Annotated in this window: 19 protein-coding genes and 1 pseudogene; 13 read left to right on the forward strand and 7 right to left on the reverse strand. The window is 67.8% G+C overall.

Annotation, left to right across the window (positions count from 1 at the left end):
• The first annotated feature begins 144 nt into the window (after positions 1 to 144).
• The 5 genes and pseudogenes from abc-f to OG866_RS45070 all read left to right on the forward strand — a co-directional run.
• Positions 145 to 1,779 carry a ribosomal protection-like ABC-F family protein gene (gene abc-f, locus OG866_RS45050; RefSeq protein WP_329344812.1) on the forward strand — a complete coding sequence of 545 codons (1,635 nt, stop codon included), beginning with the start codon at positions 145 to 147 and terminating at the stop codon, positions 1,777 to 1,779.
• 82 nt (positions 1,780 to 1,861) lie between these two features.
• Complete coding sequence (locus tag OG866_RS45055; RefSeq protein WP_329344814.1) at positions 1,862 to 3,463, forward strand: ABC-F family ATP-binding cassette domain-containing protein; 1,602 nt, start codon at positions 1,862 to 1,864, stop codon at positions 3,461 to 3,463.
• Between the two features lie 42 nt (positions 3,464 to 3,505).
• Positions 3,506 to 4,066, forward strand: coding sequence for a CGNR zinc finger domain-containing protein (locus tag OG866_RS45060; RefSeq protein ID WP_329344816.1), 561 nt, complete (start codon positions 3,506 to 3,508; stop codon positions 4,064 to 4,066).
• A 225-nt stretch (positions 4,067 to 4,291) separates the two neighbouring features.
• Entirely contained in the window at positions 4,292 to 4,852 is a 561-nt protein-coding gene (locus tag OG866_RS45065) for a hypothetical protein (RefSeq protein ID WP_329344818.1), read from the forward strand.
• Between the two features lie 228 nt (positions 4,853 to 5,080).
• Positions 5,081 to 5,610 (forward strand): annotated as a pseudogene (locus tag OG866_RS45070) (class I SAM-dependent methyltransferase); the annotation flags it as partial.
• An 816-nt stretch (positions 5,611 to 6,426) separates the two neighbouring features.
• On the opposite strand, the gene OG866_RS45075 reads toward OG866_RS45070, so the two are convergent.
• Both OG866_RS45075 and OG866_RS45080 read right to left on the reverse strand, forming a co-directional pair.
• Entirely contained in the window at positions 6,427 to 7,551 is a 1,125-nt protein-coding gene (locus OG866_RS45075) for a ParB/RepB/Spo0J family partition protein (protein ID WP_329344820.1), read from the reverse strand.
• Positions 7,548 to 8,813, reverse strand: a complete 1,266-nt coding sequence (locus OG866_RS45080; protein WP_329344822.1) for a ParA family protein — start codon at positions 8,811 to 8,813, stop codon at positions 7,548 to 7,550. The genes OG866_RS45075 and OG866_RS45080 overlap by 4 nt, the downstream gene beginning before the upstream one ends.
• Positions 8,814 to 9,912: 1,099 nt before the next feature.
• On the opposite strand from OG866_RS45080, the gene OG866_RS45085 reads away from it, so the two are divergent.
• From OG866_RS45085 to OG866_RS45110, 6 genes are all read left to right on the forward strand, one after another.
• Entirely contained in the window at positions 9,913 to 11,055 is a 1,143-nt protein-coding gene (locus OG866_RS45085) for a bifunctional DNA primase/polymerase (RefSeq protein ID WP_443063688.1), read from the forward strand.
• Positions 11,052 to 12,707 carry a DNA primase family protein gene (locus OG866_RS45090; protein ID WP_329344826.1) on the forward strand — a complete coding sequence of 552 codons (1,656 nt, stop codon included), beginning with the start codon at positions 11,052 to 11,054 and terminating at the stop codon, positions 12,705 to 12,707. The genes OG866_RS45085 and OG866_RS45090 overlap by 4 nt, the downstream gene beginning before the upstream one ends.
• A gap of 202 nt (positions 12,708 to 12,909) precedes the next feature.
• On the forward strand, positions 12,910 to 13,290 hold the full coding sequence (locus OG866_RS45095) for a DUF6009 family protein (RefSeq protein ID WP_329344828.1): 381 nt from the start codon (positions 12,910 to 12,912) through the stop codon (positions 13,288 to 13,290).
• A 355-nt stretch (positions 13,291 to 13,645) separates the two neighbouring features.
• Complete coding sequence (locus tag OG866_RS45100; protein ID WP_329344829.1) at positions 13,646 to 14,482, forward strand: prephenate dehydratase; 837 nt, start codon at positions 13,646 to 13,648, stop codon at positions 14,480 to 14,482.
• A gap of 208 nt (positions 14,483 to 14,690) precedes the next feature.
• The gene (gene msrA / locus OG866_RS45105) at positions 14,691 to 15,206 is read left to right on the forward strand and encodes a peptide-methionine (S)-S-oxide reductase MsrA (protein WP_329344831.1); all 516 of its coding nucleotides are present in this window, start codon (positions 14,691 to 14,693) and stop codon (positions 15,204 to 15,206) included.
• A gap of 217 nt (positions 15,207 to 15,423) precedes the next feature.
• Positions 15,424 to 15,621: a hypothetical protein gene (locus OG866_RS45110; protein WP_329344833.1), complete on the forward strand. Its 198-nt coding sequence runs from the start codon at positions 15,424 to 15,426 to the stop codon at positions 15,619 to 15,621.
• A gap of 9 nt (positions 15,622 to 15,630) precedes the next feature.
• Here OG866_RS45110 and OG866_RS45115 read toward each other — a convergent pair whose 3' ends face one another.
• The 5 genes from OG866_RS45115 to OG866_RS45135 form a co-directional block, all read right to left on the reverse strand.
• Positions 15,631 to 16,968 carry an enolase C-terminal domain-like protein gene (locus tag OG866_RS45115; protein ID WP_329344835.1) on the reverse strand — a complete coding sequence of 446 codons (1,338 nt, stop codon included), beginning with the start codon at positions 16,966 to 16,968 and terminating at the stop codon, positions 15,631 to 15,633.
• A 31-nt stretch (positions 16,969 to 16,999) separates the two neighbouring features.
• Entirely contained in the window at positions 17,000 to 18,340 is a 1,341-nt protein-coding gene (locus OG866_RS45120; RefSeq protein ID WP_329344837.1) for a gluconate:H+ symporter, read from the reverse strand.
• A 166-nt stretch (positions 18,341 to 18,506) separates the two neighbouring features.
• Positions 18,507 to 19,454, reverse strand: a complete 948-nt coding sequence (locus OG866_RS45125) for a 5-dehydro-4-deoxyglucarate dehydratase (RefSeq protein ID WP_329344839.1) — start codon at positions 19,452 to 19,454, stop codon at positions 18,507 to 18,509.
• A gap of 344 nt (positions 19,455 to 19,798) precedes the next feature.
• Positions 19,799 to 20,521 (reverse strand): hypothetical protein, encoded by a 723-nt coding sequence (locus tag OG866_RS45130; protein WP_329344840.1) that lies wholly within the window; start codon positions 20,519 to 20,521, stop codon positions 19,799 to 19,801.
• A complete protein-coding gene (locus OG866_RS45135; protein ID WP_329344842.1) occupies positions 20,514 to 20,825 on the reverse strand; it encodes a hypothetical protein in 312 nt (103 codons plus the stop codon). Before OG866_RS45135 ends, OG866_RS45130 begins: the two co-directional genes overlap by 8 nt.
• A 1,443-nt stretch (positions 20,826 to 22,268) precedes the next feature.
• Between OG866_RS45135 and OG866_RS45140 the strand changes: the two genes are divergently transcribed.
• Entirely contained in the window at positions 22,269 to 23,846 is a 1,578-nt protein-coding gene (locus OG866_RS45140; RefSeq protein ID WP_329344844.1) for a DNA primase family protein, read from the forward strand.
• 151 nt (positions 23,847 to 23,997) lie between these two features.
• Positions 23,998 to 24,384 (forward strand): DUF6009 family protein, encoded by a 387-nt coding sequence (locus tag OG866_RS45145; RefSeq protein WP_329344846.1) that lies wholly within the window; start codon positions 23,998 to 24,000, stop codon positions 24,382 to 24,384.
• Positions 24,385 to 26,417 lie beyond the last annotated feature (2,033 nt).

Raw genomic sequence — 26,417 nt, forward strand, 5'->3', positions numbered from 1 at the left:
ATCTCCGGGTGAGACCCGGAGCTGACGGCCACCGGCCGGCGCACAGGAGCGCTGCCGAGGTGGTCCGTCTCGTCGTACCCCTTTTCCCACGTCTGCCCAGGGCAGAGCTCTCTTCTCCGCCCTCGACCCACCCGAGGTCATTCCATGTCCGACGCGTCCGTCGTCTGCTCGAACCTCTCCTTCGCCTGGCCCGACGACACCCCCGTCTTCCAGGACCTGTCCTTCTCCGTGACCCCCGGCCGCACCGGCCTGGTCGCCCCCAACGGCTCCGGCAAGTCCACCCTGCTCAAGCTGATCGCCGGTGAACTCAAGCCCGCCACCGGCACGGTCTCCGCCACCGGCACCCTGGGCTACCTCCCGCAGAGCCTCCCCCTGACCGGCACCCTCACGGTCGCCGAGGTCCTCGGCGTCGCCTCGGTGATTCGCGCCCTGGACGCCGTGGAGTCCGGCGATGTCGCCGAGGAGCACTTCGCCACCATCGGCGACGACTGGGACATCGAGGAGCGCACCCGCGCCCAGCTCGACCGCCTTGGCCTGGCCGACCTTCCCCTGGACCGCAGCCTCGGCACGCTCAGCGGCGGCCAGGTCGTCTCCCTCGGCCTCGCCGCCCAGCTCCTCAAGCGCCCCGACGTCCTCCTCCTCGACGAGCCCACCAACAACCTCGACACCGAGACCCGCCACAAGCTCTACGACGTGCTGACGGACTTCACCGGCACCCTCCTCCTGGTCAGCCACGACCGTTCCCTGCTCGACCGCATGGAACGCATCGCCGAACTCGGCAGCGACGAACTGCGCCTGTACGGCGGCAACTTCACCGAGTACGAGGAGGCCGTGCGCGCCGAGCAGGAGGTCGCCGAGAAGAACGTCCGCAACGCCGAGCAGGAGCTCAAGCGCGAGAAGCGGGAGATGCAGCAGGCCCGCGAGCGCGCCGAGCGGCGGATGAGCAACGCCTCCAAGAACCTCAAGAACGCCGGGCTGCCCAAGATCTTCGCCGGCAACATGAAGCGCGGCGCCCAGGAGGCCGCGGGCAAGTCCGGCACGATGCACGCCTCCCGGGTCAGCGAGGCCAAGGCCCGCCTCGATGAGGCCGGCCGCGCCCTGCGCGACGAGCAGCGCCTCACCCTGGAACTGCCCGACACCCAGGTGCCCGCGGGCCGCAACCTCTTCCACGGCGAGGGCATGCAGGTCAGCCTCGGGGACAGCCCGGTGTTCACGGACGGCGGCGTCGACCTGACCGTCCGCGGCCCCGAACGCATCGCGCTGACCGGCCCCAACGGCGCCGGAAAGACCACCCTCATGCGCCTGATCACCGGCGAACTCACCCCGGACAGCGGTGAGATCAAGCGCAACGACGGCCGGATCGCCTACCTCTCCCAGCGCCTGGACCTGCTTGACCTGGACCGCACGGTCGCCGAGAACTTCGCCGCCTTCGCCCCCGAACGGCCCGAGGCGGAGCGCATGAACCTCCTCGCCCGCTTCCTCTTCCGCGGCGCCCGGGCCCACCTCCCGGTCGGCGTCCTGTCCGGCGGCGAACGCCTGCGCGCCACGCTGGCCTGCGTCCTGTGCGCCGAACCGGCGCCGCACCTGCTTCTGCTCGACGAGCCGACCAACAACCTCGACCTGGTCAGCGCGGGCCAGCTGGAGAGCGCGCTCAACTCCTACCAGGGCGCCTTCATGGTGGTCAGCCACGACGAACGGTTCCTCGCCGAGATCGGTGTGAACCGCTGGCTGCGCCTGGCCGACGGCACGCTCAAGGAGACGGGGGCGCCCGAGGTGTGAGCCGGTGACGTGTGCCCTGGCCCGCGTCCGAGGCGCCGTGCGCCCGGCGGGCCACCCACCGCTCACCCTTGAGGGGACACCTGTGTCCGCACTGATCGCCCACGACCTCGTCCGCACCCTCGGCGACCGCCGCATCCTCGACGGCATCTCCCTGACCGCCTCCCCCGGCCACCGCATCGGACTCATCGGCGAGAACGGTGTCGGCAAGTCCACCCTCCTGCGGCTCCTCGCGGGCCTGGACGACCCCGACGCGGGCAGCGTCACCCGCCCCGCCGACCTGGGCTTCCTCCACCAGGAGATGCCCTACGACGCCGACTCCACGATCGCCACGGTCCTGGACGAGGCCCTGCGCGAGGCCCGCAGGGACCTCGCCGAACTGGACCGCCTCGGCGAAGAGCTGGCCCGGACCCCGGAGGACCCAAACCTCCTCGACGCCTACGGCAGGCGCCTGGAGCAGGCCCAGCACCGGGAGTCCTGGGACGCCGACCGCCGAGCCGCCCTGGTTCTGGCCGGCCTGGGCCTCGGCACGTTCGCCCACGACCGCGCCCTCGGCTCACTCTCCGGCGGCCAGCGCGGCCGACTCACCCTGGCCGCCCTCCTCGTACGCCGCCCCTCCGCCCTGCTCCTCGACGAGCCGACCAACCACCTCGACGACAACGCCGCCGCCTTCCTGGAGGAACAGCTCCGCGCCCTGCCCGGCACGGTCGTCGTCGCCAGCCACGACCGTGCGTTCCTCGACGCCGTCTGCACCGATCTGATCGACCTCGACCCGGCGGTGGACGGACCCGTCCGCTACGGCGGCAACTACTCCGCCTACCTGGCGGAGAAGCGGGCCGAGCGCGAGCGCTGGGAGCGGCGGTTCGCCGAGGAGCAGGAGGAGTTGGCGGCGCTGCGGAAGTCCGCGGGGGTGACCGCGCACCGGGTCGCGCCGGACCGGGGGCCCACCGACAACGAGAAGATGGGATACAGCCACCGGGCGGGCCGGGTGCAGAGCCAGATCTCCCGCCGGGTCCGCAACGCCACCCGGCGCCTGGAGGAGCTGGAGCGCACCCGGGTCGCCGAGCCGCCCCGCCCGCTGCGTTTCGCGGCCGGGAAACTGGCGGCGCGCAGTGAGGAGGGCTCGCAGCCTCTGGTGTCGCTGAGCGAGGTGCGGGTGCCGGGGCGGCTCGCGCCGGCCGATCTGGAGGTGGCGCCGAGCGACCGGCTGCTGGTCACGGGCGGCAACGGGACAGGCAAGTCGACGCTGCTCGCCGTACTCGCCGGACAGCTGCCGGCCGAGGGCGAGGTGGTCCGGCGCCGCAGGCTCACGGTGGGGATGCTCACCCAGGACACGACCTTCGAGCGGTACGACCGCACGGTCCGCGACACCTACGAGCAGACGGTGGGCATGCGGCAGGCGGAGAAGGTACCTCTGGGCTCGCTCGGCCTGCTGCACGAGGCGGACCTCGACAAGCCGGTCGGGCACCTGTCCGTGGGCCAGCGCCGCCGTCTGGCCCTGGCCCTCCTGGTGGCCCGCCCACCGCAGCTCCTCCTGCTCGACGAGCCCACCAACCACCTCTCCCCCACCCTCTGCGACGAACTGGAGGCGGCACTGGGCCCGGGCCCCGGCGCGATCGTCGTGGCCAGCCACGACCGCTGGCTGCGCCGACGCTGGCAGGGCAGGGAGCACCGTTTGGGACGGTGACGCTTCTTGCCTCCGCGCAGAGTCACCCGTCAAGATGGTGATGTGAACCTTGACCATGTCTTCGTATGCGGACACCCGGCCCTCGACTTCGCGGCCACCCTCCGGGCCCGGCGCTCGACCCGGTTCGAGATGTTCGTGACGCCGGACCGGTTGAACGCCTGGTACCTGGAGTCCGGGTTGGTGGACACGATCACTGCCGGCAAGGAAGACGACGTCCAGGAGGCCACAGCCGTCCGCGAAGCCATCTACCGGCTCGTCACCGACCGCCGCCTCGGCGAGGAGTACGACGAGGCGGCCCTCGACCTGGTCAACACCGCCGCACGCAAGACTCCCGTCACCCCCCAGCTCACCGCAAACGGGCGCCTCAACGAGGCGACGCCCGAGCAGGCCCTGGCGACCGTCGCCCGCCAGGCGGTGGAACTCCTCAGTGGTCCGGACGTGCCGTTGATGAAGGAGTGCGGCAACCCCGAGTGCACACGCGTCTATATCGACCGCTCCCGCGGCATGCGCCGCCAGTGGTGTGGCATGGAGTCGTGCGGCAACAAGATCAAGGCCGCCGCGTACCGGGCGCGCAAGAAGTCCGCCCCCGCCGCCGCACACTGACTCCCTCTCCACACACATGAAATGTGTGTTTCTCGGTCCTTCGCAGGTTCTCCAGGACCTTTGAGGTCAAGTAGAGTCCACGCTCCCGACACGTACAGGTACATCAGAGCCTATGGTGACGAGTGGACATGCTGGACGAGCCACCTGGCGCTGACACCTATCCGCGAGCCAACCTCGGCCTGGGAACCATGCGCAGCGTCATTCATATGGAGGGAGTGAACGGTTGTGACCAGCCAATCAGCTGCCACGCTCCGATCGCGGTACGTAGCGCAAGCTGCGTCGGATCTGGAGGAGAACCGCCAGGAACAACGGGAGTTGGCGGCGAGGATCGCCGTGCTGAAGCAGGAGGAAGCCCTCCTGTCGGACATCCTCAACCTCGCCGAGCGACATGAGAGCTCCGCGGAGACACCCCGTGTCCCCGAGCAGTTGCAGGACGAACCCGCCAACACAAAGGCGAAGAAGACCACAGCCGGAACAGGCACCCGCCGTTCCGCGCCCAAGACCACTCCCCCCGCCAAGACGGCCAAGGCAGTCACGAAGGAGAAGTCGCGCCAGCCCCTGCTCGGTGACCTGCTGGCGGAACTGCTGGACCGATACGAAGAGCCGCGTCTGGCGAAGGAGTTGCGCGACGAACTCCTCGAGAAGCATCCGGACCGCAACCCCACCCCGCAGGTGGTGCGCAACACCCTCGAATCGCTGGTCGCCAAGGGCCGTATCCGACGCCACAAGCAACAGCGTTCCGTCATGTACACCCTGGTCAAGCAGGACGAGACGAACACCGACTGACACCACGCCGCCGACGTTCACTCGGCCCACGGGGGCCTGGAGGCCACATGGCCTCCAGCCACGTCATCACATCAGCCAGTCATACGCCTCAAAGCCCGCCCCCCCTTCCAGGACATGCGCTCGACGGAAACATGGGCGCCGCGATCCGAGCAACGTTGCCGAGCGATCCGCGCATACGTGTGCGTCATGGAAGCCATGTCATGCCATCGCTTTCCGGTCGGCGAATCGGTGGCGGCCTTCGAAGCCTGGCAGCCAGCCGGCCGGACGTTCGACACGGTTATCGCCGCCCAGTCGTGGCACTGGGTGGACCCGGTCGCCGACACCGTGAAGGTGGCACGTGTGCTGCGTCCAGGGGGACGGCTGGCGATCTTCGGACACGTGTACGAGCCGCCTGCCGAGGTGGCCGAACCGTTTGCCGCTGCCTTCCGGCGGGTGGCGCCAGACTCCCCGCTCAGCAGTCAACCGGCCCGACGCCCGCTCGACCTCTACCAGGCGGGATACGCGAAGTTCGCTGACAAGATCCGGGAGACCGAACAGTTCAACGCTCCCGAACAGTGGCGATTCGACTGGGAACAGTCCTACACGCGCGACCAATGGCTGGACCTGCTACCCACCACCGGCGGCCTCACCCAACTCCGTCCCGATCAACTGGCCGAAATACTGGACTGCGTCGGGACGCCATCGATTCCCTGGGCGGACGCTTCACGATGAACTACACCACCCTGGCCGCGACCGCCGTGCTCGTCGGCACCCCCTGAGTCCATCCGCCAAGTCGCCGCCGACCTAGGAATCCGCGCGGCCGTTCGAGGCTCCGCCAGGCGCGCGACACTCTGCACGCAGAAGACCCGGTCCGCACGCGCCCGCGCGGCGGCCACGATCCGCTCGATACGGCCCGGGGGCTCGATGCGGTCACTGCGGCACTGCACGAGCAGGGCCTCGCGCAAACGGTCCTCCACCAGTTCCACCGGGCAGACCGCATCAGCGAGCCAGCCGGTCAGCCACTCCTCATCGGCCCGGGCCGCCGGGCGAAAATCCAGGGCCTCGCGGATCTGCGTACGGTGGCCCTTCGCCGAGCGGGACGACAGGTCGTACGCCAGTACGGGCAGATCTGGTGGGTGCCGCCGGCACCGCAAACAACCCCGAGCAGTTGCTGGCTGTCGGGTGGGCCGCATGTTTCCTCGGAGACGACGGCGAGTTCTCTCTCGCCGCGGTCCTCAACCCCGTCCTCGGCGGCGTGACTGGTGCTCCCATCTGGGTCGAAAACCCTTCGGACGCCGAGCGGCCGGATATTTGATCCGTCACCAGTCAAACCGGTGCTTCGCGAATCCACGAAAGGACGCTCAGCACCCGGTGCCCGCTCCGCTGGCCTCGCAGGTCTCTCCGGGAGAATCGCTCTGAGCGAAGAATCGAACTGTTCGAGTAGCGTCACGTCATTGCGCGACCCGCACTCCTCCACTCCCTCACACTCCCGCTCGCCGACCTATTACGCCGTAATAGCGGAAGACGCCTGTGGCCGGCACGAGACGATGCTCGTGCCGGCCACAGGCGCGATGAGAACGACGAAGGACGCCAGCTCAGGCGTGGGCCCCAACTCGCTGGCTCTGATGCTCATTGAGGATGTCCAACATCTTGTCGAACTCGGTGTCGCTCATCTTCTGGATGAGGTGCATGGCGATGAACGCGCCGTCGTCGTAAGGAAGCCGGCGGGCTGTCCCCGGATCGGCTTTGGCCTGGTCCCTCTCTCCGCCCGGACGCTCCACCTCGCGCGAGTCACCTGCGGGGTCCGCCTGTTGATTCGGATCCTCCTGCGCCAGGAGATCAACTACCTCGGCAGCCGCAGGCGTTGGCTCGGCGTCAAGGACCTTGGCCGAGGCCGAGGCCTCCTTGGCAGCATCCTGACCGCGGACCGCCTGGGACGGCACGGGGACGGCAGGAGCACTCTCCTCCGACGACTCAACGACCGAGGGCGCGGCAGGCACTCGTCGCTCAGCATCCTTGCGGGCGCGTTCAGCCTTGAGCTCCTGGAGGGCGGCCTCCTGTCGATCGTGCGATTCCTTGGCAACGGAACGCAGGAGTTCGACGGGCTCCTCCCCCACCACTGCCTGGAGTTCCGGGCTGAGATTGAGCAGAGCTAGGCGCTGGGACACCCACCCCTGGGATTTGCGCAGCCGCTTGGCGAGCTTCACCTGCGAGCCATGGATGGCGAGCAGCCGTTGCAGAGCGCGGGCCTCGTCCAGCGGGTCGAGGTCGGCGCGATGGATGTTGGCCACCAGCGCAGATTCGAGGATGGCGTCACCGTCACTCCCCTGCTCATCGTCGACCATGACACTGAGATGGGTGAGCCCGGCCTCGCGGGCGGCCGCCAGCCGGCTGCTGCCGTCCACGACGACATGGGTGGTGTCGGGCTCGAGGTCGTCCGCACGCGCCGGGTTGGCCTTGATGTAGGCATCCCGGTTCATGACCGTGATGGCCTGCTTCTGCCCGTGCTCCTTCAGGCTGCTTGCGAGTTCGCTCAGATCCCCGAGGGTGGTCCGTGGGTTTTCCGGGTTGGGGCTGATACGGGTGACCGGGAGCCGTGAGGGGGGAGCCACCCCGTCGGTAGGTACGCCGGTGGCGGCACCGATGGCAGCCCGGCGGGCGCTGACAGGCCGTCCCCCTCCCCCAAAGCGTCCGGCCCCCAGCTGGTCGGCCTTGCTCATGAGATCTCCCGGGCCAGTGCACGCATGGCCACGGCCTGCTGCGAGGCGGGCGCGTAGCTCAGGAGAGGCTGCTTCATTCGGACGGCTTCCTTCTGTTCCTTGAGGTCGTTGATGAGGCCGACAACTCGCGGATCCTTTATGTCGATCCATCCCTGGAGAGACGACGTGGCGATGTAGCCGCGCCGACCGTCGTAGAGGTTGACGACGATGCCCAAGTAGTCGATGTCGAGGGCGAGGTCGTTACGGAGATCCTCTATCTGGTTGGTGAGCAGGTCATAGGCGTCAGCGGAGCTGTCCTCGGCCTGGACGACGATGAGGGCTCCGGACTGGCCCGGCCCTTCGCCATCGCGCCGACGCCCGTAGTAGGCGGCGGCGTCCATGCTGAGGCCGAGGCTGGGCGGGCAGTCCACGATGATTACGTCGTAATCGGCCTCGAGCGGCAGAAGCGCCCGCTCCAGAGCTGCCTCGCGGGCGCGCACCGCTGAGAGACGGACGTCCAGCAGGAAGGCGTCATGGCACGCGGGCAGCAGATGCAGCCGCCCTCCGAAATGATCCTCGTCGACGGAGACGATCAGGTCCTTCAGCTCACCCTTGGGGTCGCCGGCCATGTGGTTGGTGAGGCTGTCACCGTTCATCGCCAGCGGGGCCGCGCCCAGTTGGTTGGTGAGGTGGCACTGCGGATCGAAGTCCACGAGGAGGACACGAAGGCCTGCTCCGGGGAGCTTCTCGATGTCGAGCGGGTCGGTATCAGCGACGCTTGCGTCGCCCTCGGAGTCACTGGCTCGGAGCGCGGAGGCCAGAGCCTTGGCCACGCGCACGGGAAAGAGCCGGTTGGAATCCTCGGCCAGGGCCTCCCCCACGCCCGCCGTGATGGCGGTCTTGCCCACGCCGCCCTTCTGGTTGCAGACAACGATGCGACGGGTGATGTCGGGACGCTGCACGTCGGGGGCGGGGTTGGTGTCGAGCCAGAGCTGAACGGACTGAGCGAGCCCCTGAATCAGGGACACGCGCCGGTCCTCCGCGGTGCTCCGGAATCCCTCCCACTGTCCTGGCGGCAGGAAGGTGGAGAAGGACTCGGCTCCTGCGGTGTCGACCGAAGCTGTGGCCGAGGCAAGGTCACACCAGGCGGCGATGCCCTGCTCGACGGCGGTCTGAATCTCGATACCGAGTTGGGCGGTTCTGACTTTGAGGTTCTGCCGGAGCCATCCCGGCAGCTTGGAGACGACCTTGGCCCGGTCGCTTGAGGTGGCTGGCATACTCATGGCGCTACCTTACTAACGTTGTAGATCATCTGCCCCATCGACACGTTAGTTAGTGCGACTTGGTGGCGCAGGGGAGGCCCCGCCCCCCTATTACGCCGTAATAGCCCACCGAGGCTCCCGCAGCCCACGCACCGCACCTGTCGACCCCTCAGACCTATTACGGCGTAATAGATCAGCAAGCCTCCAAGGCACCGCCTCACCGCTCGCGACCTGCTCGCGGCGCGGCCTGCTCCAGCATCGCAGCGCAACGGATGGCCCTGACCGCTCTCCTGACATGGCTCAAGGCGCTCAGGACAGCATCGAGATAGGGGCTCAAGCGGAACGGCCCGTAGGGACGCCGTCCCCACTGCAACGCCCTACGTCCAGCCCCTCCAAGGAGGGGCTCACCTATTACGCCGTAATAGCCCCGCCCACTCATCCAGACACGCCTACTCAGGCAGAGCCCCAGGGTCTGGAGTGGTCTCGCTTGCCGGGGGAGAGCGGAGCGGAGACAGGGTCCGAGGCCCACCCCCGCCTGGGACTCAAGGGACTCTCCGAGTTTCAGTCCCTGACCTTCCGTCCCTGATATCTGTGCAGGTCAGAGGCATCTCCATCCCTCTAACAGGGACTGTAGGGACTCAACTCCGCAATTATGACGTAGACAAGACATGTATTCGTACGCGCGCGCGTATACGTAACTCATCATCAAGTACAGCTCATAATTGGGGAAGTTCAGTCCCTACAGTCCCTGATGGCGATGCTAAAGGCGCTCTGACCTGCACAGATACGCACCCCCTCGTCAGTCCCTCCCTGGATGCCCAGCCCCTGCCGTTTGGTCCCTGGCCCCTTTCCGTCCCTGACGGCGCCCCCGCGCCTTCGGTGGCTCAACACGCCTCCTGCTCGTGGGTCCCTCCAGCCCCTAGGGTGAAAAGGGACCGACCGCGCCAGGGACCAAAGGGACCCACGAACCTGATAGAAACGGCACGCGGGTTGGGCAGCCTTTGTTTTGCGAACACGGGCTTTACACTCTTCCGCATCAGAGTCCCTTCAGTCCCTGCCGCGGCGTCCGCCCCGCAGGTGTGTGAAGGATCGGGCAGACAGAACTGACGAGGACGATTCCGTGCCGCGCGTAGGGGAGAACCGGCAGAGCGCAGCCAGCGCCGCACCTGCGGCACCGCGAGCCGTCGCGCGATGGTGCGCCGCGCAAGGCTGGCCGGTGCACCCGCTGTCCCCCGGGCGCAAGACCCCTGTGGGCAACTGCCCTGCCTGCTCGGCGAGCTCAGGAAGCCGGCACGAGCCGACCTCCTGCCCCTGCCACCTCGAAGGCCGCCCTTGCCATGGCTTCCACGCGGCAACGACCGACCCTGAGCTCATCGACCGATGGTGGACCGACACCCCTTCCGCCGGGGTCGGCGTCGCCTGTGGCCCTGCCGCTCTCGTCGTGATCGACATCGACGCCCATCAGGCGCCGCTCGCGGACCGGGCGCACCTCCTCCCCGGTATCCCCATCCCCGACCAGGTCCAACTCGACGGTCTGGCCGCAGGCTTCGATACCTTGGCGCTGCTCGCGGCCTATCGGGGAGAGGCGGATCCGGCTCAGGACGAGAGCACATTGCGGGTACGCACGCCTTCCGGCGGCCTGCACGTCTGGTACCGGAACCCCGAACCCTCCATCCGCTACCGGTGTTCCACCGGGTCCGGCCGAAATACCGCGCTGGCCTGGCAAGTCGACGTCCGAGCAGAGGGCGGCTACATCGTGGCGCCCGGCACCTGGACGCCGAAGGGCATCTACCGTGCGGAGGGGACCGTCCGGCATCCGGCCGTACTGCCGCAGTGGCTCAGCAACGAGCTCCGCCGTACCGGACATGTCATCGAGAAGCAGACGCCGACCGCGCCGACCGCGGCCAATGCGGTCCCCGGCCCGGTGCCCAGTGGGCCGGCCGGTGGAGTGCCCGTCCCCCCAGCCCGTGGTCCCCAGCGCACAGCCGCCGCCCATCAGGTCATGGATCCCCTGATCGCCCTGGTCGCTGAGTGTGCTGCTGCCCGGGAGGGGACCGGTTTCACGGAGAAGCTCAACCGGGCGGCCTACACGGCCGGTGGTCTGGTCGGAGCAGGACACTTTGAGCACGCCGTAATACGTGACCGACTTCTCCGTGTCGCCCACTACGCCCGCCCTTGGCAGCAGTCCCGAAATGAAAAGATCGTTGACGACGCCCTTGCCGTAGGGTCCGTCCGCCCGCTTCACCTCAAAGGACGTCCATGAGCAGCAGTGCCGAAGGCTCGCCGCGCTTTGACCCGCAGGCCGCCGCACAGCAGATGCTCGACCTCCAGTCCGCGGAACCGGCCCCCGGCCCCGCCCGCTTGCCCGCGCAGAGCGTCACTGGCATCGACGCCTCCGCCGCCGTACCCGCGCCAGCCGGCGAAGGTGCTTCAGTCCCCCTGCCCTCTTCAGTCCCCCTACCCTCTTCGCCCCCTATGCCGGCCCCGGCCTCGGCCCCCACGCTCCCTTCGGCAACACTGCCGCCCTCGGCCCCGTTCCCACCCTCGCTCTCCGACCGAGGCAACGCCCGTCTCTTTGTGCAGCTGCACCGCGATCAGTTCCGCCATGTGGAGGGACTGGGCTGGTTCGCATGGGACGGCTACCGGTGGAAGCGCGGGGGAGGGGAAAAGGCCGCACTGTGGGCCGCGGGGGAGATGGCAGAGGACTTGTCGGTCACCGATCCGAGAGGCGTCTTCAGCGACCGCGAGCTGGCCCAGCACAAGCGGCGCACCCTCTCCACGACAGGCCTCAAAGCCCTGCTGACGCAGGCAAAGGCATCCCCGGACATCTCCGTGGACCCCGACCGGCTCGACGGAGATCCGTACGCCCTGTGCACCCCGGCCGGAGTGGTCGACCTGCACAACGGGCTTCTGCGTAAGCCGGATCCCTCCCGCGACTTCCACTCCCGTGCCACCAGCGTCGCCCCGCTGACCATGGAGACGCCCCGCTGGCACCGCTTCCTCGCCGACACCTTCGGGGACGACGACGAGGGCCGGGAGATGATCGACTTCCTGCACCTGCTGCTGGGGTACTCCATCACCGGCGACGTGGGCGCCCAGGTGCTGCCCTTCCTTCACGGTGAGGGCAAGAACGGCAAGTCCGTTCTCCTCGACATCATGATCCAGATCCTCGGTGACTACGCCGATGCTGCTCCGCCCGGCTTCCTGATGGACAGGGGAGCGTTCTCGGAGCACTCCACGGAGCTGACGGAACTGCACGGGCGCCGCCTGATCGTGTGCAGCGAGCTGAAGCCGAACGACAAGTTCGACGAGGCTCGAGTCCGCCTCCTCACGGGCGGCGACAAGATCAAGGCCCGCCGGATGCGGCAGGACTACTTCTCGTTCACCCCGACCCACCACCTGTGGCTGCTGGGCAACCACCGCCCGGAGGTCTCCACCGGAGGCTACGCGTTCTGGAGGCGTATTCGCCTGCTGCCCTTCACCCGGACCGTCCCCGCGCACCGCAGGATCGACAACCTCGCCTTCGAACTCGTCCGCGACGAGGGGCCGGGAATCCTACAGTGGCTGATCGAGGGCGCACAGCGGTATCTGCGCACCAGGGACCCGCTGGAGGGCCCCGACCGGGTCCGGATCGCCACCACGGCCTACGCCACCACCGAGGACCACATCGGCCGTTTCCTCACCGAATGCTGCACGCGGGACTGCGATGCGAGAAGGGACCTGCGCGTGGAACAGGGGCTCCTCTACGCGGAGTACAGCTCCTGGTGCAACGCCGGCGAGGGGATCCGGCCCGCGACACCACGGGTCTTCGCGAACCGCGTCCGCCAGGAGGTGGGCGTGACCTCGCCGACCGACATGATCAAGTCCAATGGCCGCAAGTACTACCCGGGCATCGCACTGCTGGAGCAGGCATGACGGCTGGCGTAGGTGGGCCGTCCACACCACGTGCCCTACACCGGCCTTGGCCTGCGCTCTACGATGGTGGCCAGGCCACGCCCGCGGTGACCCCCACGGAGCGGCCCGCCACCTGGCGGCGAGCGGGTTGGAGCGACACGGACAGATGCCCGGACTTTCCCCCACGGCCGGGGAGCACGCCGGAGAAGGAGGGGCTACAGCCATGAGTTCGCTGTTGACCGAGAGCGACCTCATCCACGAGGCCGAGGTGGTGTGGCTGGAGAACGCCGAACGGCTCGACTACGTGCGCCAGGCGCTGGACAAGACCAGGCGGCGCAACACCAAGCCGCCGTACGCCCGCGACGGACGCATGGTGGGCTACGCGCTCCTGGACGACGACGCCACCCCTGACCCTGACAGCGGTCTGTACAAGCGGCGGGTGTTCTTCCTGCTTCCTCACGACCGGGACAGCCTTCCCGAAGGCCTCTACCGCGAGGGCGCCCCGGGGGAGGCCGTCGACCCGCGCACGATCGCCCCGAAGAAGCCGGGAGCGAAGACCCCCCGTTCCCAGTCGGGTTCGGTGGCCGTGGCTTCGTCCACCTGACCCGTTCCCGGTTATGGCTCCATCGCGGAGATCGCTCAGAGACCCCTCCGCTATTACGCCGTAATAGAGACCCTCCGCTATTACGGCGTAATAGCTCCCACGCCTGATCCCATGCGCGCTGCCCCTCGTCGGGCCGACGCGCGTCGTGAGGTTCCTATACGGCTCCGCCGCGGCGCCATCCCGCAGAACCAGGCCAGGGACCGGCACGAGCCGGGGCCACTGTCCACCATGTGGTTGCCGAGTCTCACCAGCACGCCTGCTCCCTGATACTTCAGCAGGTGCGCCAGGCGACGGAGCCACTGCCGCCTCACGACACGACCTCACGACGAGACCATGCCCAGGAAGGCTGAACACGGTGACGACCGCCGCATATCAGGGTGAACCCGGATCCAACTCGGCGACCGCCGCACGCGCCCTCTACCCTGACAGCGCCGAACTGCCCTGCACCGGCTTCGAGCAGGCACTGGACGCCGTGACCCTGGGCACCGCCGACGTCGCCGTGATCCCCGTCGACAACTCCGCGGCCGGACGCGTCGCCGACGTGCACCACCTGCTGCCCGAGTCGGGTCTCTACATCGTCGCCGAGTACTTCCTCGCCATCCGCTTCGACCTGATGGGCGTGCCCGGCGCGACCCTGGACCAGGTGGAGTGCGTACGCAGTCACGTGCACGCACTCGGACAGTGCCGCAAGATCCTGCGAGAGGGCGGCTGGCGCACCCTCGTCAGCGACGACACCGCCGGCGCCGCCCGCGAGGTGGCCGAGCTCGGTGACCCGCGGCACGCGGCGCTCGCCCCGCCGGCCGCGGCCGAGCTCTACGGTCTCGATGTACTGCGCGCCGAGGTCGAGGACGACCCGGACAACACCACCCGCTTCGTCGTGCTCTCCCGGGACGCCGTCTTCGCCCCGCACACCGGGGAGCCGACGATGACGAGTCTGTTCTTCAGCGTCCGCAACATCCCGAGCGCCCTCTACAAGGCGCTCGGCGGGTTCGCCAGCAGCGGCGTCAACCTCACCAAGATCGAGAGCTACCAGATCGGCGCCGGACTCAACGCCAGCCGCTTCTACGTCGAGATCGAGGGCCACCCCGACGACGAGCGCATCGCCCTCGCCCTGCACGAACTGCGCTTCTTCTCCACCGAGGTCCGCATCCTCGGCGTATACCCGGCGCATCCGCACCGCTCGCAGAGCTGAGCGTCGTCCCTGCCAGGAATTTCTCCCGGTACCCACGGTGTTCCAGTCCCACTGGACTCCGTCACCGCTTCAAAAGGTGACGAGCAACAGTGATTCAGTCACGCAACTCATCACCTGCCAAGATGGTGATGAGAGGGGCTCTCTTCAGACCGCCGACATGCGAGCCTGGAGCCCTGCGCGAACAACGCGAACGGAAAGGTGAGGTGCCATGAGCGACGCCGAGGAGAGGGCGCTGCTGGCGGGCGGCTGCTTCTGGGGCATGCAGGAGCTGATCCGGGCCCTGCCCGGCGTGACCCACACACGCGTGGGCTACAGCGGCGACAACGACAAGCCCAACGCCACCTACCGCGACCACGGAAAGCACGCGGAGTCGATCGAGATCACCTTCGATCCCACGGCCACCGACTACCGCACGATCCTGGAGTACTTCTTCCAGATCCACGACCCGAGCACGAGCAACCGCCAGGGCAACGACATCGGCGCCAGCTACCGCTCCGCCATCTACTACTACGACGAGGAGCAGCGCCGCATCGCGCAGGACACCATCGCCGATGTCGACGCCTCCGGACTGTGGCCGGGACCGGTGGTGACCGAGGTGACGCCGGCCGGCCCGTTCTGGGAAGCCGAACCGGAGCACCAGGACTACCTCCAGCGCTACCCGAACGGCTACACCTGCCACTTCCCGCGCCCGAACTGGCGCCTGCCCAAGCGCGCCGAGGCCTGACCCAGGGTGCGGCGGGGGAGAGCACCACTTCCCCTGCCGCACACCCGCCGGGCTGACGCTCGTCTACTCGTCTACAAGCGACAACCAGCACCGCGCCCACCAGGCACGCCCACTTGCCGTCACCGCCTTGACAGGTGACGCAAGCGGGATGCATGCTCATGCTCGGCCAAGGCAACAACCAGGACGCCATCCACGATCGACGAAGTGGAGCACGGTCATGAACAAGGCACTCACCACGGAAGCCGCCGAGTCGGCAGTACGGCACGCGCGATTCGGCAAGCTCCCCGAGCGCATCAGCTTCGAGGACATGACCGAAGCGGTCGAGTCAGCCCCGACCGCCGGAGCGAACAGCTCGTACAACCCCGAAGCTTCATGGAAGTACTACTCGTGCCTGGCCCTGGACCTGGGCCTGTAACCCCTGACCTCAACGCACCAGACACGGCCGCTTGTTGTCGAAGGTCCAGCCGGGCACGAGATAGCGCATGCCGATCGCATCGTCCCGGGCCCCCAGAGCCTTCTCGCGGTACAGCTCATGGGCGGCCAGCAGACGGTCCCGATCGAGCTCGACGCCAAGCCCCGGAGCCCGAGGAATCGCGATCTCCCCGTCGACGATGCGCGGCGGGGCGACGGTGAGCCGCTCCATCCCCTCCTGCCAGATCCAATGCGTGTCGAGGGCGTTGTACTCACCGGGCGCCGCCGCACCGCAGTGCGCGACCATCGCCAGGCTGATGTCGAAGTGGTTGTTGGAATGACAACCCCACGTCAGACCCATCGAGTTGCACAACTGAGCCACCCGCACCGAGCCCTGCATGGTCCAGAAGTGCGGGTCGGCCAGCGGGATGTACACCGATTGCAGCGCCAGGGCATGGGTCAACTGCCGCCAGTCCGTGGCAATCATGTTCGTCGCCGTGGGCAGCCCGGTCGCCCGGCGGAACTCCGCGAGGATCTCGCGCCCCGAGTAGCCGTCCTCCGCACCGCACGGATCCTCGGCATAGGCGAGCGTGCCCACCAGCGGCCGGCACAACTCGACCGCCTCGCGCAGCGACCACGCCCCGTTGGGGTCCAGGGTGATGCGCGCCTCAGGGAAACGCTTCTTCAGCTGCCGTACCGCCTCGACCTCCTCCGCCCCGTCCAGCACCCCGCCCTTCAGCTTGAAGTCCCGGAAGCCGTAGTGCTCGTACGTCGCCTCCGCCTGCCGCACGATCGCCTCGGGCGTGAGCGCCTCCTCGCGCCGGATCCGGTACCACTCCACGTCCGCGTCGGGCTCACGGACGTACTCCAGATCCGTGCGGTCGGGATCGCCGACGTAGAAGAGATAACCGAGAACCCGTACGGACTCCCGCTGCTGCCCGTCACCGAGCAGGGCCGCGACCGGAACGTCGAGATGCTGGCCCAGAAGGTCGAGCAGGGCGGACTCGACGGCCGTGACCGCGTGGACAGTCGTCCGCAGATCAAAGGTCTGCAAACCACGGCCGCCGGAGTCGCGGTCGCCGAACCGCTCCCCGATCTCCCGCAGAACCCGCTTGTAGTCGCCCACCGGCGCGCCCACGACCAGCGACTCGGCGTCCCGCAGCGTCCGCGTGATCTTCTCCCCGCCCGGCACCTCACCGAGCCCCGTGCGGCCCTCGGAGTCCGTCAGGACGACGACGTTGCGGGTGAAGTACGGGCCATGCGCACCGGAAAGATTCAGCTCCATCGAGTCGCGCCCGGCGACGGGATAGACGGCGAACGCGGTGACGGTGGGCTGGTTTCGGCTGGTCATCGCAAATCCTTAAAGCGAAAAAGAGGGCAGGTCAGATACTCAGGGCGTCCAGGACCCGTTCGACGGCGAGTACGCCGCCCAGGCCGAGGATCGCCAGCACGGTCGTGTACGTCGTACGCGCCTTGATCGCGTCGAGGACCGACAGGTTGAAGTACTCCTTGAACATCCAGAAGCCGGGGTCGTTGACGTGGCTGAAGGCGATCGAGCCACAGGAGACGGCCAGTACCATCAGCTCGGGGTGGACACCGCTGCCCGCGACGAGCGGGGCCACCACACCGGCGGCCGTGACCACGGCGACCGTCGCCGAGCCCAGCGCGATGCGCAGGATCGCGGCGATGAGCCAGGCCAGGATGATCGGCGAGATGTCCCAGCCCTCGGTGAAGTCCTTGATGTAGTCGGCGATCCCGCCCGTGACGAGGACCCCCTTGTAGGCGCCGCCGGCGCCGATGACCAGCAGGATCATCGCCATCGACTTGGCCGCCGAGACACAGGAGGCGCTGACCTCGTCCAGGCTGCGGCCGATGCGCGGGCCGAACGCCCAGATGGCCAGGCACAGGGTGAGCAGCAGGGCGACCGGCGCGGAGCCGATGAAGTCGACGGCGTGCAGGACCTCGTTCTTGTCGTCGTCCACCGCCATGTCGGCCACGGCGGCCCCCGCGATCAGCACGATCGGGACCAGTGCGACGAACAGCGACCAGCCCATGCCCGGCATCTCGTCGTCCTCGAACACCCGCTCCGTGACGAGCCCTTGGGGGATCGAGGGGTCCATCCGCCGCACGAACGGCAGTCGCGGCCACACCAGCGCGATGCCCGCACCGATCGGCACGGCGAAGAAGAGACCGTAGAGCAGGGTGTGACCCACGGACGCGTCGAAGGTGGCGGCGACGGCGGTGGGGCCGGGGTGGGGCGGCAGGAAGCTGTGCATCGTGGACAGGGCGATCGACATCGGAAGCCCCACCCACAGCAGGTTCTTGCGGGTGACGCGGACGATGGTGAAGGCGACCGGCACGATGATGACGAACGCGACCTCGTAGAACATGGTCACGCCGATGAGCATGGCGGTGATGACCATGGCGATCTGGACGTGCCGCGGCCCGAAGGCGTCGACGAGCCGGCCGGCTATGCGCTGGGCGGCGCCCGAGTCCCCCATGACCCGGCCGAGCATGGCACCGAGCCCGACGACGAGCAGGGTGTCGCCGATCTGGTCACCGACGCCCTCGCCGAGGACGTCACCGATCTCCGCGGCCGGGATTCCCTGGACGAGCGCGACACCGACGGCCACGAGGAGGAGGGCGATGAGGCCGTTGAGCTTGAGCTTGGTCATGAGGAACAGCAGGACCAGCACGCTGATTCCGACGACGACGAGAGGCATGGATCAGTTCCCCTTTGAACTGTGCTGAACTGTGCGCAGATGACGACCGCCCCACCCGCTTGGCGAGCGGCGGCCGTCTGTCGTGGGTGGGACGGGGCGAGACGGCTGGGCACCACACGCGGCCGGTGTGAGGCTTAGCGACGCGCGGGGCGTCGTCCGGGGTGCTTCAGCGGGCGGCACCGACCAGCGCCAGGCCCGCCTCCAGGAGCTTCTCCAGCTCGGCGAGGTCGCGGTCCGACGGGTCGGTGAGCGGGGCGCGGACGGGTCCCACGGGTCGCCCGCGCAGGCGTGCCGCGGCTTTGACGAGCGACACGGCGTACCCGGGGACGCGGTCGCGGAGTTCGACGAGCGGTACGTAGAACGCGCGCAGCAGCAGGTCGACCGTCTTGCCGTCGCCGTCCCGCAACGCGCGGAAGAAAGCGTCGGCGATCTCCGGGGCGAAGGCATGCACGGCCGACGAGTACGCGGGCACACCGACCGTGGCATACGCACGGGCCTGGACCTCGGCGGTCGCGGCCCCGTTGAAGAAGAGGAAACCCTCGGGCGCGGCAAGCGTCAGGCGCTGAAGCCGGTCCAGGTCACTGTGCCCGTCCTTCAGACCGACGACGCCCGGGATCTCCGCGATACGCCTCAACGAATCAGCCGTGAAGGCGACTTGGTCACGCTGGTAGACGATCAGCGGGATACCGGTACCCGCAGCGATCCGGCGCACCTGCTCGACGAGACCCTCCTGCGGACCGTTGACCAGGTAGTGGGGGAGTACCAGCGCCGCATCCGCGCCCGCCTCCTCAGCGATCCGGGCAAAGCGCACAGCCTGCGCCCACCCATACCCGACCCCGGCGACGACAGGTATACGCCCGTCCGCCACCTCCACCGCCGCGGTGACGACCTGCCGGTACTCATCCTCGTCCAACGCGCTGAACTCACCCGTACCGCAGGCGGGGAAGACCGCGCCGGGCGCGGTGGCCAACTGCCCGGCCAAATAAGCCCGGTAGGCGTCCAAGTCAAGACTGCCGTCCGCCGCGAAGCTGGTCAGCGGAAAGGACAGCACCCCGGCCGCCATCCCGTCCCGCAAGCGCTGAGCAACGTCCTGAGCCGTTCCGTTCAATGACATGAACCCACTCCATGTATATAGACCTCATCTACATATGAGGATGGAGGTTAGAGTGGTGACCGCACTCCGTCAATGGTTGGAGGGGCCGGGGGCGACGACTCGCACCCCACCCTTACGACGGCTCAGGCCACACACCCCTGTGCGTGCCACTGGCCTCCGTAGGAGTCAGCTCCGATGCCGCCGACAGGCGAGCCGACAGCGACACTCAACGCCGTCTGGTCGGGCTCCATCCATCGCCGGGATCTGCATCAGTCCGATCGAGGAGTCGTTCCCCATGAACGATCCGTACATGTCGGTATCGCATCTTCAAAGAAGACGGCACAGTTGCACGTGGCACGGGCACGTTAAAGCAGCCCACCCAGCGGTAGGACGCGCTCGGAGAGCCGTCCGCGCAGCCGTCCACCAGCGGTATCGATTTCGGCGAGCCAGTCGGCCGCGACCAGCAGGTCGGCGTGCGCGGCGACGTGTTCGGCAGGCAGGGTGCAGAACGCGGCGGCCTCGTCGAGGTGGAGGCCTCCGTCCTCGGGGCGTCCGAGACGTCCGTCGAAGCGGATGTGGGCAGCGGTGTACAGGGCCAGGAGCCGTGCGGGGGAGTCCAGCTTCTTCTTACGGATCTTCCGGTCGCCCACGACCTTCTGGGCCCAGCCGGAGAGCCGTGCGCGGGTGGTCTTGCCGAAGGCTAACGGGCGGGGCTGCTCGCCGAGCAGCGTGGGGACGCTGAACGTGGTGGGGTGCTCGGGCATCGAGGCCATGGCCTCGGCCACGGTTCCGGGCAGGCGCAGCCAGTCGGCGGCGACCAGTTGCTGAAGCACTCGCTCGGCATCGCCTTGGAGCCAGCTGGTGATCTCTTGGCCGACGACGTTCCCGGTGCCGGCGCGCGCGGCCCGCAGAGCGAGCATGAGCACCGCGAGGCGCACCTCGGCCTGCGGGGACAGTGCGTGCGCGGCGACGTGGTCGAGTACGGAGCGGGCGCGTGCGGCCTGTTGCCTCGTCAGCAGCCGCTCCACCACCGGCCCTCCGGTGCCAGCCAGAGTCCCCGCGGGCTGACCACCACGGTTCTCATGCATCTCGCGAGGTCTCTGCGGCCTTCCTGGCCCGCCGGGCCTCGTCGCGCAGGGCACCGTCGCCGCTCACGGCGGCCCACGCCGAGAACGCGCGGGCTTTGCGTTCGTGGAGCTCGGCCAGGACGACGAGGTCAGGTTCGGAGCGCTTCTGGTAGGCGCGGAACGCATCCCCGAGTTCGATGAGTTCGATTCTGAGGACGTCGGGCTCCAGGTCGTGCGGCACGATCCGCTGAGCGATCTTTCCCCAGCGCGGCACCCGCGCGCGGCACCCGCCGGGACGCCCTGCCCGGGGCGACGGCGCGGGCATGAGGGACACCATCGCCGGGACGACCGAGGGCGCAGGCCCGGGGCCGCGGTCGGAGAACACCGCCGTCACCGCGCCCTCCGCAGAGCTACGTACGTGTTCCTTGTTCGGCTCCCTTGCCGCTGAAGCCGTCCCAGTCTGAGGGGTGTGAGCCGTTGGGAGGCCGACGTCCCGGACCCGACATCACTTGTGGCGGCCACGCAGCGCTCACACGTCTCAGCAATCCGCCACAAACGGCCGGCACGGGCCGCATGGACGCTCAGCACCACCGCGCCCCCACATCGCCCGGCCCCGCCGACTGTGAAACGCCCCGCCGTCCAACACCGGATTCCGGGGCGGGAGTGTGCCATGCACAGGAAATGGCCCGGCAGGCACACCAGGCCTCGCCACGCGGGCCGCCGCCTGAACGGATCGGCGTCAGATGCGCGTTCATGTGGGCGACTGCGGCCTTACGTCCTGCGGCACCCTCAGGGCAGTGCTGGTCAGCACAGGCCAGGCGAGAGCAGGAAAGGCGCACTGCGCCGACGGAAGGCCGACCGTAGGGATCCAGGCGTACCGTCCAGACACGTCCCGCAACGCGCTCGGAGAGCTGCCTGTCGGCCTCCACCAATGGTGCGTCCCTTCCAGCCTGCTTGATCAGCTACTCGGGGGCGATTCCATCATCAGGGATGATGACCGATCTTCCCCCACAAAAACGGTTGTTCGCGGCTGCTTTCGCAAGGTCGGTGTGCAGGCGAGCGCAGGGGAGGTTTTCGTCTACGAGCCGTAGCCCGACAGGGGGCGGGGCTGGTCTTCGGGACTGAGTAAGCCGTCCGTCCTTCGGTCCCGTTCAGTCCCGTCCTTGAAAAAATGCAGGTCAGAGACGCTTGCTGGCATTGGTACGGGACTGACGGGACCCACCTCGGTAGTTATGCCGATCAGGCGTGTGTGTATGCGCCCGCGCATGCACTACTGCATATGTAGCTCATAACTGCAGGTCTCAGTCCCGTCAGTCCCGTGCTGCAACGCGAAAGTCCTCTGACCTGGTGTTTTGTCAGGGGACTGAATACGGGACCAAAACCGTTCCGGCCCCGCCCCCGTGAGTCCCGCAGTCTGCAACCCCCTGAAGCAGGGCTGCCCCTGCTGACGGGACTCACGGGACCGAACTTTCGACACGCGCCTGAGCCCCCTCCCCCCGGGGCAGGTGTGCGCTACGCTCGGGGCCGCATCTGCATTCCTCAGTCCCGTCAGTCCCGTTCGTCCTCGGGTTCGCTTGTGACCAGCACTTTTGAGGACAGGACTCAAAACCATCCCCGAGCAAGGACGTCCCGTGCCAGCGACCGCGCCTACCGTCCCCGCGGAGGCCCAGAGTTCCCCTGCTGCGGCCAGCCGGTGTGCAGACAGCGATCGGTCGACCTGCCCCACGGCCAGCCCCTTCGGGAACCCGCTTTTCCTCCGGGGGAGGTCATGAACAGCGCTGAGCCGGTGGGCTTTGACGCAGTGGCGGCCGCAGAGCAGATGCGTCTGCACCTGCCGGACAGTCACTTGATGCTTCCGGCACAACAGTCCGACGACGCTCCGCCCCCGCCAGAGGCGGGACGGATGGGACTGTTCCCTGACGAACTGACCGACCGTGCGATGGCCAAGCTGTTCGCGCGGACCTTCGCGGACCGCTTCCGCCACGTGGAGGGGCTGGGCTGGTTCACCTGGGACGAGTACCGATGGAAGCGAGTCGGCGGTGAGAAGGCGGCGATCTGGGCGGCAGGCGACCTGGCTGAGCAGATCCCGCGGACCGACCCGCGCGGCCTTTTCAGCGATGGGCAGTTGCAGGCTCATCGCCGAAGGACACAGTCCACGGCCGGCGTGAAGGCGCTGCTCCAGCAGGCCCAGGCGGCCCCAGGGCTGAGCTTGGACCCCGATGTGCTGGACGGCGACGTCTACGCCCTGTGCACCCCGGCCGGAGTGGTCGATCTGAAGACGGGGGAGCTGCGCAAACCTGACCCGCTCACCGACATGCACTCCCGGGCGACCACTGTCGCGCCCCAGATGATGGCCACCCCCCGCTGGGATCGCTTCCTCACCGACACCTTCGGCGACGACGACAAGGGCCGGGAGACGATCAGCTTCCTGCACCTGCTGCTGGGCTACTCCGTCACCGGAGACGTCGGCGCGCAGGTACTGCCTTTCCTCTGGGGCTCCGGCGCGAACGGCAAATCTGTCCTCCTGGACGCGATGATGCAGATCCTCGGGGAGTACGCCAACGCAGCTCCACCCGGCTTCCTGATGGATCAGGGGAAGTTCGCCGAGCACTCCACCGAGCTGACCGAACTGCACGGCCGGCGCATCGTGGTGTGCAGCGAGCTGAAGCCGAACGATAAGTTCAACGAGGCCCGCGTCAAGCTGCTGACAGGCGGGGACGCCATCACGGCCCGCCGGATGCGGCAGGACTTCTTCACCTTCACCCCCACGCACAAGCTGTGGCTGCTGGGCAACCACAAGCCCGAGGTCGGTACCGGCGGACACGCCTTCTGGCGGCGTATGCGGCTCATTCCGTTCGAACGGAAGGTCCCCAATCACCGGAAGATCGACAACCTGGCGGCCGAGCTCGTCCGAGACGAGGGCCCCGGCATCCTGCAATGGCTCATCGACGGCGCCCGCCTCTACCTCACCACCCGCGACCCCTTGGACGGCCCGGCTTCGGTACGCCTGGCGACCGCGGCGTACGAGCGGACCGAGGACCACATCGGCCGCTTCCTGACCGAGCGGTGCACCACGGGCGAGGCCGGACGCCCCGACCCGCGCCTACGAGTCGAGCAGAAACTCCTGTACGTGACGTACACCCGATGGTGCGCGGACGAAGGCATCCAATCGGCGACCTCCCGCGCCTTCGCCAGCCGGATCCGCCAGGAACTCGGTCTCGCCTCACCCGCAGAGATGATCAAGAACAACGATCGAAAAATGTACCCCGGCCTGGCTCTGCTCGCTGATGCCGCCGACGAGACGGCCTCCAGCCACGACGCGCCCCACACACGGGGCCAGCGGTGACGATCCCTCACACCCCGGGGCGGCCGTTTGCGTGGCCGTACGATGAAGGGCGCGCACCAGCCCGCGCGGGCACGCTGCGGCCAGGCACCAGATGCCCGAGCGCCCGCGGGAGTAACAGGCTGGACGACGAGAACGAGGAGGGTCTACAGCCATGAGCTCGATGCTGGAAGACGGCCAGCTCACCGGTGAAGCCGAAGTGGTGTGGCTGGAGGACCTGGACACCATCGACTACGTCCGCCAGGCCCTGGACAAGGTCAGCACCCGGACAGGCAAGCCCCGCTACTCCCGCGACGGCCGCCTCGTCGGCTACACCACCCTCGCCACAGGCGCCGAACGCGACCCCGACTCCGGCCTGTTCCGCCGACGAACCTTCTTCCTCCTCCCTCACGACCGCGACAGCGACCCCAACGGCGACTACCAGGTAGGCGCCCCGGGCGAGGCCGTAGACCCCCGCACCATCGAGCCCGGCAAAGTCGGCGCCAAGACACCGCGCTCACAGACCGGCCATGCAACGGAGATAGCGCCGGCCAGGTCCTGACCCCCTCTGGCGGGTACGCGCTGGAGCGCCAACCGACCGGATAAGGCTGCCGCGATACAGAGGAAACCGTTCAGCCCCGCCCGCGAAACCGCAGTTCAGAGGCAAACCGACAGCCATTACGGGACTGACGGGACTGGAACTCAAGGTCGAGAACCAGAACATAGAAGAGCCGAGAAAGAGGCCTGCGGCAGTGGGTCCCGGCGGAAGATCCGGGGCCCACTGCCGTTGCCCTCTCCGCCACGTGCCCGGTGAACTGGGGCCAAGCGGAGAAGACGAGGACGAGGTCGTGAGGCTTCTTGATGTCGTCCGGGATGTGCGCCACCTCCAGCAGCAGCGCAGGCCTGGCCGGAGGAGCACCGCTTCATCGACGTGCGCTGACCTGGCGGGCTCAACCTTGTGCTCGATGGCTCTGTGTTGCTGGTTTGCGGAGCCGTCGTAGGCAGCCCGGCCGTTCAGCTTGTAGGACGTCACCTTGCCTACGCTCTCTGCCTCTTGGAGGAACGCTCCCCGGTGGAGGTTGCACACGGAGTTGCTTACGGCGTTCGGGCGTAGCTCTAAGGCGAGGCCGATCTGTCGGAAGCTCTCTCGCAACGGCTCATCGCGCGGCGGGGAGTTGAAGAGGTAGTAACCGTAGACCAGTTTGTCGTTCTTCGTGTACCCGCTTCGTGTACCCGCTGTTCTTCACCCATACGACCGACGCCAGGTCTTGCTGACGTTCACGTGTCGGCTGCCGCCGCTCCAGGCGTACGGCTTGTCGTCCTTGCAGTTCTCGCTGGATGAACTCGCCAGTGCTTGTGTCGACTGCACGCCTTGCCCGCCCCATATCGCTCTTGACGTTGGGCTTGCGTCCCGATCTGACACTTGAATAGCCCTGAGCGTTATACGCCATGGCCTCTGACCTGGGGTTATGTCCTCTCTCTATTTGTATTAGGTGTAGGCCCATAGGAAGCAGGCCTGGCCCTCGCTGTACGCGACCTGTACCCCTTTGTACGTGTTCCCGAGCTCAACGGCCAATTCCTCGAAGTCGAGAGTCTTGTGGAGGGCGACGAGGTTCAGGCAGCTCTAGACGACATCCGTACGGTACTGTCCGAACTTGGTATTGGATCAGAGGACTTGACACGCGACACATACACGGATGCAGTCCGTACTCATCGTCGCTAGTTACACCTATGCAGCCCTCTCTTTTTGTGAACCATACCAACCCCTTTCTCTAAAGGCGGGAGTGCAGTTCCTGCTCTGGGTGTTTTCGGTGTTCATACCTCAAAAATCCAAGGCCTCGCTCTTGATATTGGCCTCTTCCACGTCGGATGTGTTCACCGGAGTTTTCTGGTTGCTGTGGGGCCGCCCGCTTCTTTGTCAGTGTCGTGCTTCCGCGGTCCGCCTCAAGGGCGCTTCGCGTCGGCTGCGCCGATGGCCCTGCGGGCCACCCTTGACCCGGGCCGCTCCAGCACGGGGGAGAAGCGAGCGGGCGGCCCGGAAAAACGGGTGGCCGACGCCGGCTGGCGGGTTTCCGTCGGCTTCCAGTGGTCCTGCGTTGCCGGGCGCGGTAGCGCCTCGCCTGCACGCCGGGTCGGCTTAGCGGCTATCGGCCGGCGGTGGTGGCCGGTGAGCCGTGGGCTTCAGGCCGAAGGCGGTTTGGTCAGGCTTTGCAGGACTTAGACTCCCTGTAAAGATCATCTGATGGTCCGTCAGTCTCCTGTGTTTCAGGTCTGGTTGGAGGTGGTTCGGCTGTTACCCGGATCGCTCCGCGATCCGGGTAACAGCCGGCGGGGGTGACAGTCTGCGGGATCAGAAGGCTCCGCACACCTCACCTTCTGATGGACCGTCAGGAAAATATTTGACGTCTCGTCAACCCCCGTGTGCCCTCACACCGTTGCTGCTTAAGGAGGCTGCGAAGCTGCCTCCGTCACCCGGATCACGGAGTGATCCGGGATTCCGGGCAACGGAGTTGTCCGGTCCGGCGGCGGAGCCGCCGGGAGGGCGAGCGCGGAGCGCTCGCAGGAAGCCGCGTAGCGGCTTCGCGTCGTGTCTGC

The sequence above is a fragment of the Streptomyces sp. NBC_00663 genome (assembly GCF_036226885.1).
Taxonomy (GTDB): domain Bacteria; phylum Actinomycetota; class Actinomycetes; order Streptomycetales; family Streptomycetaceae; genus Streptomyces.

Coding starts and splice junctions, on each gene's coding strand:
- OG866_RS45135 (WP_329344842.1), bottom strand. CDS start 20,825: ATGCCCGCGCCGTCGCCCCGGGCAGGGCGTCCCGGCGGGTGCCGCGCG.
- OG866_RS45120 (WP_329344837.1), bottom strand. CDS start 18,340: ATGCCTCTCGTCGTCGTCGGAATCAGCGTGCTGGTCCTGCTGTTCCTC.
- OG866_RS45090 (WP_329344826.1), top strand. CDS start 11,052: ATGAGCAGCAGTGCCGAAGGCTCGCCGCGCTTTGACCCGCAGGCCGCC.
- msrA (WP_329344831.1), top strand. CDS start 14,691: ATGAGCGACGCCGAGGAGAGGGCGCTGCTGGCGGGCGGCTGCTTCTGG.
- OG866_RS45095 (WP_329344828.1), top strand. CDS start 12,910: ATGAGTTCGCTGTTGACCGAGAGCGACCTCATCCACGAGGCCGAGGTG.
- OG866_RS45125 (WP_329344839.1), bottom strand. CDS start 19,454: ATGTCATTGAACGGAACGGCTCAGGACGTTGCTCAGCGCTTGCGGGAC.
- OG866_RS45145 (WP_329344846.1), top strand. CDS start 23,998: ATGAGCTCGATGCTGGAAGACGGCCAGCTCACCGGTGAAGCCGAAGTG.
- OG866_RS45115 (WP_329344835.1), bottom strand. CDS start 16,968: ATGACCAGCCGAAACCAGCCCACCGTCACCGCGTTCGCCGTCTATCCC.
- OG866_RS45130 (WP_329344840.1), bottom strand. CDS start 20,521: ATGCATGAGAACCGTGGTGGTCAGCCCGCGGGGACTCTGGCTGGCACC.
- OG866_RS45075 (WP_329344820.1), bottom strand. CDS start 7,551: ATGAGCAAGGCCGACCAGCTGGGGGCCGGACGCTTTGGGGGAGGGGGA.
- OG866_RS45110 (WP_329344833.1), top strand. CDS start 15,424: ATGAACAAGGCACTCACCACGGAAGCCGCCGAGTCGGCAGTACGGCAC.
- OG866_RS45140 (WP_329344844.1), top strand. CDS start 22,269: ATGAACAGCGCTGAGCCGGTGGGCTTTGACGCAGTGGCGGCCGCAGAG.
- OG866_RS45080 (WP_329344822.1), bottom strand. CDS start 8,813: ATGAGTATGCCAGCCACCTCAAGCGACCGGGCCAAGGTCGTCTCCAAG.
- abc-f (WP_329344812.1), top strand. CDS start 145: ATGTCCGACGCGTCCGTCGTCTGCTCGAACCTCTCCTTCGCCTGGCCC.